Source organism: Streptomyces tricolor (genome assembly GCF_002155905.1).
Classification (GTDB): Bacteria; Actinomycetota; Actinomycetes; order Streptomycetales; family Streptomycetaceae; genus Streptomyces; species Streptomyces tricolor.
The window spans coordinates 1-10,233 of record NZ_MUMF01000293.1 but is presented as its reverse complement, the minus strand read 5'-3'; the positions used below and the strand labels follow the sequence as shown (position 1 = coordinate 10,233).

Below are 10,233 nucleotides of genomic sequence, written 5' to 3'. Positions count from 1 at the left end.
GGGTGTAGCCGACGAACCAGGCCGACTTGTTGCTGTCGGTGGTTCCGGTCTTGCCGGCGGCGGTACGCCCCAGGGACTTGGCGTTCGTCGCCGTACCGTTCTGGATCACGTTCTCCAGCGTGTCCGTGACGTTGTTGGCCACGTTCTCCGGAATCGCCTGCTTCACCTTCGGCTTGGTGAAGCCCGGAAGTTCCTGGCCGTCCTTCTTGACGCTCACCACCGAGTACGGATCCGCCTGCTTGCCGGAGGCGGCGAACGTCGCGTAGGCGTCGGCCATACGGATCGCGCTCGGCGTCGAGGTGCCGATGGCGAAGGACGGGTTGAGCGTGGCGAAGCTGGAGTCGAGGATGCCGGAGGCCTTCGCGACGTCCCGGACCTTCGACATCCCCACGTCCATGCCCAGCTGCACGAACGGCGTGTTGACGGACTGCTCCATGGCCTTGCGCAGCGAGATGTAGCCCCAGGGCTTGGGGCCCTCGTTGCGCTGGTAGAAGACCGAGCCGTCCTTCTTCAGGACGTACGTTCCGTCCTGGTTCTTCACCTTGAGCTTGTCGTTGCCGTTGTACTTGCTGAGCGGGGAGATGCCCTCGCCGCCGGACCTGTAGGTGCCGTACTCCATCGCCGCGGCCAGCACGAACGGCTTCCACGTCGAACCGACGGGGACACCGGAGGTGTCGGCGTTGTTGGTGAAGTGGCCGTTCTCGTAGCCCTCACCGCCGTACAGCGCGACGATCGCACCGTCCTTCGGGAGCACCGACGCCGCACCGAACTGGACGTACTTGTCCAGGTCGCGGCGCTTGGGGTCGAGGCGTTCCTTCTGGACCTTCTTCACGGCCGCGCTCAGGGCGTTGACGCTCTTCTTGTCGAAGGTCGTGTAGATCTGGTAGCCGCCCTGATCGAACTGCGCCTCGGTGATGGTGGAGTGGTTCAGGACGTACTTCTTGGCCGTGTCGACGAGGTAGCTGATCTGGCCGGTCATGCCCTTGGTCGCCTTGCGGCCCTGGGGCTTGGGGTACTTCTTGGTGGCTTCCTGGTACTGGGTGTCGGTGAGGTGCTTGTCCTTGTGCATCTCTTCGAGGATCCAGGCCCAGCGCTCCTTGGAACGCTTCTCGTTGGCCTGCGGGGTCGCCGACTTGTCGAGGTCCTGGTTGCCCGCGGGGTCGTAGTACGTCGGACCCTTGAGCAGCGCCGCGAGGAAGGCACACTGGCTCGGCTTGAGATCGACCGCGTCCACGCCGTAGTAGGTCTGGGCGGCCGCCTGGATACCGTAGGCGCCGCGGCCGTAGTACGAGGTGTTCAGGTAGCCCTGCAGGATCTGCTTCTTGTCGAGCTTCGTCCCCACCTTTATGGAGATGAACATCTCCTTGAACTTGCGGGAGACGGTCTGGTCCTGGCTCAGGTAGGTGTTCTTCACGTACTGCTGGGTGATCGTCGAGCCACCCTGCGTCTGACCGCCCCGGGCCATGTTGGCCAGGGCTCGCGCGATACCCATCGGGTCGACGCCCGAGTCCTGGTAGAAGCTCTTGTTCTCCGCCGAGATCACGGCCCACTGCATGGCCTCGGGGATCTTGTCGATGGTGACGTTCTGCCGGTTGACGCCGGTGCCCGTCGCCACCATCTGGGTGCCGTCGGCCCAGTAGTAGACGTTGTTCTGGGACTTGGCCGCGTCGTTCTCGTTGGGGATCGAGACCATCGCGTAGCCGATGCCGACCATCACCACCAGGCTGCCGACGAAGCCGATGAACAGCCCGCTGACCAGCTTCCAGGACGGCACCCAGCGCCGCCAGCCCTGCTTGCCGACCCGGGGGTAGTCGATGAACCGCTTCTTGCCGGGGGCCGTCGTCGCGCGGCCTTTCCCGCGTCCCGGACCGGTCGGCCCGCCCGGGCCGCCGCGCCGGCCGCCGGAGGACGTGTTGTCGGCGGCTCTGCGCCGACCGCCTTTCTGTGCGGCACGCCGGGCCTCGGCACGGCTGCCGTAGGGACGCTCCTCACCGGCCGGGCCAGTGGACTCCGACCCATAGGAACGGGACCCATAGGAGTCGGCAGGAGACCCGGTGGCGCCTCGCGGTGCCGCACGGCGGCCGGGGGACGAACCGGACTGGCCGCGTCGGGCCGCGGCACGTCCGCCTCCCTGCGGCTGCGGCGGTTTGCGACGGTGCTCGCTCATCGAACGATTACTCCTCGGGCAGGCGCACCCGTGCGCGCCTGGAACGGCGGCTGGTTTCCGGTCCCCCCGAAGTACGGATGTGGTCGGTCCTGCATTCACCCGTACTGCACCAGGGACGACGACGCTCCCCAGGCATCACGCGGTTCCCGGTGGTGTGCATGCCGCACAGACTACGCACCACCAAAACCCACCGAGCCCCGAAGTTCACCCCAAAACAGGCAAGTTGCCTCCTACGAATCGGTGATGTGATCCCGTTCACCATCGCCCCTCTTGTCGCCTGCGGTAGGCCGTTCTATCGTCGTGATGTATCGAGCCGATACATCAGCGCGAGATAAAGACGCTGACGGGCACTGCGAGACCTGCGGGGATCGACCTGCGGGACCGAGAGGAGGCGACGATGAGCCGGCGCTCCGGCATTCTCGAGTTCGCCGTGCTCGGCCTGCTCCGCGAGTCCCCGATGCACGGCTACGAGCTGCGCAAACGACTCAACACGTCACTGGGTGTGTTCCGCGCGTTCAGCTACGGGACGCTGTACCCCTGCCTGAAGACCTTGGTCGCCAACGGCTGGCTGGCCGAGGAACCCGGGAACACCCACGACGACGCACTCGCCGCCCCCCTCGCCGGACGACGCGCCAAGATCGTTTACCGGCTGACGGCGGAAGGCAAGGAGCACTTCGAGGAACTGCTCTCGCAGACCGGCCCCGACGCGTACGAGGACGAACACTTCGCCGCGCGGTTCGCCTTCTTCGGGCAGACCTCGCGCGATGTGCGCATGCGCGTCCTGGAGGGCCGGCGCAGCCGCCTGGAGGAGCGCCTGGAGAAGATGCGCGCCTCGCTGGCGCGCACCCGGGAGCGCCTCGACGACTACACACTTGAGCTCCAGCGCCACGGGATGGAGTCCGTGGAGCGCGAAGTGCGCTGGCTGAACGAGCTCATCGAGAGCGAGCGGGCCGGGCGGGACCTGAGGGGTTCCGCGTCCGGGGGGCCCGCTCAGCAGGACACCACCAATGGATCGACGGGCGGCCTGCCCCGTCCCGGGGACACCCCCCGGACGGATACGCCCGACGACACCGCCACGTGAGACCCAGTCAGGGCCTCACTCGTACACACAGGGAGCAACCGGAATGGGTTCGGTTCGCGTAGCCATCGTCGGCGTGGGCAACTGCGCCGCGTCGCTGGTGCAGGGAGTCGAGTACTACAAGGACGCCGACCCGGCGTCCAAGGTCCCCGGCCTGATGCACGTGCAGTTCGGTGACTACCACGTGCGCGACGTCGAGTTCGTCGCGGCGTTCGACGTCGACGCCAAGAAGGTCGGTCTGGACCTGGCGGACGCCATCGGCGCCTCCGAGAACAACACCATCAAGATCTGCGACGTGCCCAGCACCGGTGTCACCGTCCAGCGCGGCCACACCCTCGACGGCCTCGGCAAGTACTACCGCGCCACCATCGAGGAGTCCGCCGAGGAGCCGGTCGACGTCGTCCAGGTCCTCAAGGACAAGCAGGTCGACGTCCTCGTCTGCTACCTGCCCGTCGGCTCCGAGGACGCGGCGAAGTTCTACGCCCAGTGCGCCATCGACGCCAAGGTCGCCTTCGTCAACGCCCTCCCGGTCTTCATCGCCGGCACCAAGGAGTGGGCGGACAAGTTCACCGAGGCCGGTGTGCCGATCGTCGGTGACGACATCAAGTCCCAGGTCGGCGCCACCATCACGCACCGCGTCATGGCGAAGCTGTTCGAGGACCGCGGTGTCATCCTCGACCGCACGATGCAGCTGAACGTCGGCGGCAACATGGACTTCAAGAACATGCTCGAGCGCGAGCGCCTGGAGTCCAAGAAGATCTCCAAGACGCAGGCCGTCACCTCCCAGATCCCCGACCGGGACCTCGGCGAGAAGAACGTCCACATCGGCCCGTCCGACTACGTCGCCTGGCTGGACGACCGCAAGTGGGCCTACGTCCGCCTCGAGGGCCGCGCCTTCGGTGACGTCCCGCTGAGCCTGGAGTACAAGCTCGAGGTCTGGGACTCCCCGAACTCCGCGGGTGTCATCATCGACGCCCTGCGCGCCGCGAAGATCGCCAAGGACCGCGGCATCGGCGGCCCGATCCTGTCTGCCTCCTCGTACTTCATGAAGTCCCCGCCGGTCCAGTACTTCGACGACGAGGCCCGCGAGAACGTCGAGAAGTTCATCCGCGGCGAGGTCGAGCGCTAAGGCGCCCGGCGCCGCCGCTCGCACGAGAACGCTCCTGCCAGGGCTGTGAAGGTCCCCGGGTTTCGCGACCCGGGGACCTTCCGCATGTGTGAGGGTGTGGTCCATGCCCGTCGTCCGTGACCTGCGCGTCCTGCTGCGCCTGCGGAACTTCCGGCGCCTGCTGTACGTCCGGCTCGTGTCCCAGGGCGCCGACGGCGTCTACCAGGTCGCTCTCGCCGCGTACGTCGTCTTCTCCCCGGAGAAACAGGCCTCGGCCGCCGCTGTCGCCTCGGCGATGGCGGTCCTGCTGCTCCCTTACTCACTGGTCGGCCCCTTCGCCGGCGTCCTGCTGGACCGCTGGCGCCGCCGGCAGGTCTTCGTGTACGGCAATCTGCTGCGCGCCGTACTGGCCGCGGCCACCGCGGCCCTGATGATCGGCCGCGCCCCCGACTGGCTCTTCTACGTCTCCGCGCTGTGCGTCACCGCCGTGAACCGCTTCGTCCTCGCGGGACTGTCCGCCGCACTGCCCCGGGTCGTCGACGACGAGCGCCTGGTGCTGGCCAACTCGCTCTCCCCGACCGCCGGCACCCTCGCCGCGACCGCCGGCGGCGGCGTGGCCTTCGCCGTACGGGTGGTGGCCTCGGGTTCCGACGCGGCGGTGGTCCTGTCCGGCGCCTTCCTGTACCTGTGTGCGAGCCTCGCATCCCTGCGCCTGGCCCCCGGCCTCCTCGGTCCCGATCGGCACCCGGCACGCCCCCGGCTGGCTGCGGCGCTCGCCGAGACGGCGCGCGAGCTGCTCGCGGCGGTCCGGCACCTGGCGGCGCCCCGGCGCAGGGAAGCGGCCTGGGCCCTGGCCGCGATGACCCTGATGCGCTTCTGCTACGGCGCCCTGCTCGTGCTGCTGCTCATGCTCTGCCGTTACGCGCTCGCCGACACACCCGAGGAAGGGCTGCGGCTGCTCGGGCTGGCGCTGGCGCTGTCCGGCGCGGGCTTCTTCACGGCGGCCGTGGTGACGCCCTGGGCGGCGGGACGGCTCGGCCCCGGCTGCTGGATCGTGGTGTGCGCCGGCGCGGCCATGGTGCTGGAGCCCGCCCTGGGCCTCCCCTTCGCCACCGGGCCGCTCATGGTCGCGGCCTTCGTTCTGGGCCTGATCACCCAGGGCGCCAAGATCGCCACGGACACGATCGTCCAGGCCCGCGTCGAGGACGGCTTCCGCGGCCGGATCTTCTCCGTGTACGACGTCCTCTTCAACGTCGCTTTCGTCGGCGCGGCCGGGGTGGCGGCCCTGATGCTCCCGCCGGACGGCCGCTCGGCGGTACTGGTGATCCTCGTCGCCGTCCTCTACGGCGTGACCGCCACCGGGCTGGCCCGCTTCCGGCACCGATAGAGCCGCCTCCGGCTCCGGCCCGATGAAGCGAGGGGCGATGTTTCACGTGAAACATCGCCCCTCGGTATCGCCGTCCCGGACGGATGTTTCACGTGAAACAACGCCCGGTCCTCGCTCAGCCCTGCGCGGCCCACCACTCCTTGAGAGCCGTCACCGCGGCGTCATGCCCCATCGGGCCGTTCTCCAGACGCAGCTCCAGCATGTGCTTGTACGCCTTGCCGACGGCCGGACCCGGACCGATCCCCAGGATCTCCATGATCTGGTTGCCGTCCAGGTCGGGACGGATCGCGTCCAGCTCCTCCTGCTCCTGCAGCTGGGCGATGCGCTCCTCCAGTCCGTCGTAGGCCCGGGACAGCGCCACAGCCTTCCGCTTGTTGCGCGTGGTGCAGTCGGAGCGGGTCAGCTTGTGCAGGCGGTCCAGCAGCGGGCCCGCGTCACGGACGTACCGGCGCACCGCCGAGTCCGTCCACTCCCCGGTGCCGTAGCCATGGAAGCGCAGGTGCAGTTCGACGAGCCGCGAGACGTCCTTCACCAGCTCGTTGGAGTACTTCAGGGCGGTCATGCGCTTCTTGGTCATCTTGGCGCCGACCACCTCGTGGTGGTGGAAGGAGACCCGGCCGTCCTGCTCGAAGCGGCGGGTCCGCGGCTTGCCGATGTCGTGCAGCAGCGCGGCCAGGCGGAGCGTGAGGTCCGGGCCGTCCTGCTCCAGCGCGATCGCCTGCTCGAGGACGATCAGCGTGTGCTCGTACACGTCCTTGTGCCGGTGGTGCTCGTCGCGCTCCAGACGCAGGGCCGGCAGCTCGGGCAGCACATGCCGGGCGAGCCCGGTGTCGACGAGCAGCGTCAGCCCCTTGCGCGGGTGCGCGGAGAGGATGAGCTTGTTCAGCTCGTCCCGGACCCGCTCCGCCGAGACGATCTCGATACGCCCGGCCATCTCCGTCATGGCGGTGACGACCTCGGGGGCGACCGTGAAGTCCAGCTGGGCGGCGAACCGGGCGGCCCGCATCATCCGCAGAGGGTCGTCCGAGAACGACTCCTCGGGCGTGCCCGGCGTCCGCAGCACGCGTGCCGCGAGGTCCTCCAGACCACCGTGCGGGTCGATGAACTCCTTCTCCGGCAGCGCCACGGCCATCGCGTTGACCGTGAAGTCGCGGCGGACCAGGTCCTCCTCGATGGAGTCGCCGTACGACACCTCCGGCTTGCGTGAGGTGCGGTCGTACGCCTCCGACCGGTAGGTGGTGATCTCGATCTGGTAGCCGCCCTTGTGCGCGCCGACCGTGCCGAAGGCGATTCCCACCTCCCAGACGGCGTCCGCCCATGGTCGGACGATCTTCAGTACGTCCTCGGGGCGGGCGTCGGTGGTGAAGTCCAGGTCGTTCCCGAGCCGGCCGAGCAGCGCGTCGCGGACCGATCCGCCGACGAGGGCGAGCGAGAACCCGGCCTGCTGGAATCGGCGGGCGAGGTCGTCGGCGACGGGGGCCACCCGCAGCAGCTCGGCGACCGCGCGCTGCTGCGCCTGGCTCAGGGCAGAGGGAGTGTCTTCGTTGGGGTTCGGCACAACAGAAGAGGGTACGTGCCCCGCGCGACCAGGGGCGCCCCCATTAAGGCGGTCCGGACAGCTCCCGGCATACCCTCCGTAAGCGCTGCTCTTGCGGCGTACGGCCGCTCTCCCCTCGATACTGGATATAGAGGACGGGCCGCGGCTGTTCTTCGATCTTGTCGAGGAGACCGCGGCACTTCCGTTCAGCGCGCATCGTTACCATGCGTGGACGCACATTCCGACGACCACTGACGACGACGAGGGACGGGCGAGCGCGTGGCCGAGGCGGCTGACTTCCAGGGGACCAGTGCCTCACCTGCCCGCCGGTGGCTGCGGCGCGCCGGAGCACTGCTCACCGGGGCACCACTGCTGGCCGGTCTGCTCCAGCTGCCCGCCGCCGCGCCCGCGCAGGCCGCCTCCTCCGACACGGTGTCCGTCTCCGTGGACTCGCTCAGCCCCAGTGCCCCCACGGACGGCGACACGCTGACCGTGTCCGGCACGGTGACCAACAACGGCAAGCAGGCCGTCACGGACGCCCATGTGGGTCTGCGGGTGGGTCCCCAGCTGACCACCCGGTCGGAGATCGACTCCGTCGCCCGGCACTCCGACGAACTGCAGAGCAGCACCGGCTCGGAGGTCGACGAGAAGTACGAGGAGAAGTTCGACAAGCTGGCCCCGGGCGTCGCCCAGCACTTCACCCTCTCCGTCCCCGTGGACAAGCTGGACCTCGGTGAGGACGGGGTCTACGAGTTCGGGGTCACCCTCTCCGGCCAGACCTCCGCCCAGGCCTGGGACCACGTCCTCGGCGTCCAGCGGACGTTCCTGCCCTGGCAGCCGTCGGAGGCCGACACCAAGACGAAGACCACGTTCCTGTGGCCGCTGATCTCCACCGTCCACATGACGGCCAAGACGGGCGCGGGCGAACTGCAGACACCGGAGTTCCTCGACGACGACCTGGCCAAGGAGCTGGCCCCCGGCGGCCGGCTGGCCCAGATGGTGGACCTGGGCAAGGACCTCGACGTCACCTGGGTGATCGACCCGGATCTGCTCGCCTCGGTCGATGCGATGGCCGCGGGCAACTACCGGCTCCAGGGCGCCGACGGCACCAGCACGCCCGGCTCACGCGAGCACCAGGCGATCGCGAAGCAGTGGCTGGCCGGCCTGCAGAAGGCGGTGGCCGGCAAGGAGGTCGTCGCGCTGCCGTTCGGCGACCCCGATCTGGCGTCCCTGGCCCACAACGGCACCAGTGTCACCGGCTCGCTCAGCCATCTCAAGGAGGCCACCGACGTCGCCGCGACCACCGTCAAGACGGTGCTCCACGTCACGCCGAGCACCGACTTCGCCTGGCCGGCGGACGGCGCGGTGGACCCGTCGATCATGAAGGTCGCGACCTCCGCCGGAGCCGACCGGGTGATCGCCCGCAGCGACAGCCTCCAGGAGACCGCCGGGCTGCCGTACACGCCGTCGGCGCCCCGCCCGGTCGGCGGGGGCACCACGGCGGTGGTCGCCGACGCCCGGCTGTCCAAGGCCTTCGAGGGCGACCTGTCGAAGGCGGGCTCGGCCACCCTCGCCGTGCAGCGGTTCCTGGCCCAGAGCCTCCAGCTGAACGCGCAGACGGACAAGCAGCGCAGCATCGTCGTCGCCCCGCAGCGCATGCCCACGGCGAGCCAGGCGCAGGCGATGGCGGCAGCGCTCAACGCCCTCCAGGGCGGCACCTGGTCCCAGCCGCAGAACCTCACCGCCGCGGCCAAGGACAAGCCCGACCCGGGCGCCACCACGCGCATCCCGTCGGCGTCCTCCTACCCTTCCTCGCTGAGCCGGCAGGAGCTGCCGGGAACGGCCTTCGAGCAGATCGCCCGCACCCAGGACAAGCTCGACAAGTTCCGGGTGGTCCTCTCCGACCAGTCCCGCGTGGTCACCCCCTTCGGGCGGGCCATAAACCGTGAGATGTCCACGTCCTGGCGCGGCCGGGGCAGCGCGGCGGACGGCTACCGCGGCGGCGTGGAGGCATGGCTCGACGAGCTGGCCGACCAGGTCAAGCTGATCGACAAGTCCGAGACCAAGCTCTCGGGCCGCAGCGCCACCATCCCCGTCACCGTCCAGAACAACCTCGTCCAGCCCGTCGGCCACCTGGTCCTGCGCCTGCGGTCCACCATGCCGACCCGTCTGAAGATCGGCGGCGAGGCCTACTACGAGCAGCCCGTGGAGATCTCCGGCGGGCACAGCCAGTCGGTGAAGTTCACCACCTCGGCCAATGCGAACGGCCGGGTCACGGTCATCGCCCAGCTGTACACGGAGGACGGCCAGGAGTACGGCGACCCCGTGACCTTCGACGTGAAGGTCACCGAGGTCACGCCCACCGTGATGCTCGTCATCGGCGGCGGTGTCCTGCTCCTGGTGCTCGCCGGCTTCCGGATGTACACCCAGCGCAAGCGCGCCGCCGCCCGGCAGGCCGAGGAGGACGGCCCCGGCACGACGGGGGAGGACACGGACGAGCCCGGGAACCCTGGGGCGCCCGGAGACCGTCTCCTGGAGGAACCGGAGGAAACCGACTCCGCCTCCGGGGCAGACGACCCGGAGCAGCCGAGTGACCCTGCGCCGGACACCGCACCGGAAAGCGCCGACCCGTCCGGGACGGGTGAGAGAGTGGACCGTTGAGCGATGTCGTGGCCGGTGGGCCCGGGACGATGAGGTGGGGTAAGCATGAACGCGCCGTACGACGGTGACCGCGGCCAGGGCGCGGCCGGCTCGGGCTACCCCGAGCCGCCGCCCGAGCCCGGCCAGGTGCCGCCGCAGCACGCGGCGGACATGTATCTCCAGGACGCCTACGAGCAGGACCCCTACCGGGAGCAGGACCTGGCCGCCCAGGACCCGGTCGCCGAGGCGCTGTACGACCGCGCGGCGCATCCGCCGCCGCCCCCGGGCACGTACGACCAGCAGCCCCTGTACGCCC

General features: G+C 69.4%; 6 protein-coding genes and 1 pseudogene. 5 read left to right on the top strand and 2 right to left on the bottom strand.

Annotation, left to right across the window (positions count from 1 at the left end; translation table 11 throughout):
* Nucleotides 1-2,167, bottom strand: a 2,167-nt coding sequence (locus CCN44_RS21555) for a transglycosylase domain-containing protein (RefSeq protein WP_244203943.1), incomplete at its 3' end; no start/stop codon positions are given.
* Between the two features lie 397 nt (nucleotides 2,168-2,564).
* On the opposite strand from CCN44_RS21555, the gene CCN44_RS21550 reads away from it, so the two are divergent.
* From CCN44_RS21550 to CCN44_RS21540, 3 genes are all read left to right on the top strand, one after another.
* Complete coding sequence (locus tag CCN44_RS21550) at nucleotides 2,565-3,248, top strand: PadR family transcriptional regulator (RefSeq protein ID WP_059250022.1); 684 nt, start codon at nucleotides 2,565-2,567, stop codon at nucleotides 3,246-3,248.
* A gap of 43 nt (nucleotides 3,249-3,291) precedes the next feature.
* A complete protein-coding gene (locus tag CCN44_RS21545; RefSeq protein ID WP_059250023.1) occupies nucleotides 3,292-4,374 on the top strand; it encodes an inositol-3-phosphate synthase in 1,083 nt (360 codons plus the stop codon).
* 103 nt (nucleotides 4,375-4,477) lie between these two features.
* The gene (locus tag CCN44_RS21540; protein WP_086698750.1) at nucleotides 4,478-5,740 is read left to right on the top strand and encodes an MFS transporter; all 1,263 of its coding nucleotides are present in this window, start codon (nucleotides 4,478-4,480) and stop codon (nucleotides 5,738-5,740) included.
* A gap of 115 nt (nucleotides 5,741-5,855) precedes the next feature.
* Here the strand turns inward: CCN44_RS21540 and CCN44_RS21535 are convergent, their stop codons facing one another.
* Nucleotides 5,856-7,298 carry a CCA tRNA nucleotidyltransferase gene (locus tag CCN44_RS21535; RefSeq protein ID WP_059250025.1) on the bottom strand — a complete coding sequence of 481 codons (1,443 nt, stop codon included), beginning with the start codon at nucleotides 7,296-7,298 and terminating at the stop codon, nucleotides 5,856-5,858.
* Between the two features lie 258 nt (nucleotides 7,299-7,556).
* Here CCN44_RS21535 and CCN44_RS21530 point away from each other — a divergent pair, with 258 nt between their 5' ends.
* Nucleotides 7,557-9,938 (top strand): DUF6049 family protein, encoded by a 2,382-nt coding sequence (locus CCN44_RS21530; protein WP_086698746.1) that lies wholly within the window; start codon nucleotides 7,557-7,559, stop codon nucleotides 9,936-9,938.
* A 45-nt stretch (nucleotides 9,939-9,983) separates the two neighbouring features.
* A pseudogene (locus CCN44_RS21525) lies at nucleotides 9,984-10,233 on the top strand (murein biosynthesis integral membrane protein MurJ); the annotation flags it as partial.

What these genes read in the sequence shown, in the direction of transcription:
- CCN44_RS21550 (WP_059250022.1), top strand. Translation starts at nt 2,565, where the DNA reads ATGAGCCGGCGCTCCGGCATTCTCGAGTTCGCCGTGCTCGGCCTGCTC.
- CCN44_RS21540 (WP_086698750.1), top strand. Translation starts at nt 4,478, where the DNA reads ATGCCCGTCGTCCGTGACCTGCGCGTCCTGCTGCGCCTGCGGAACTTC.
- CCN44_RS21545 (WP_059250023.1), top strand. Translation starts at nt 3,292, where the DNA reads ATGGGTTCGGTTCGCGTAGCCATCGTCGGCGTGGGCAACTGCGCCGCG.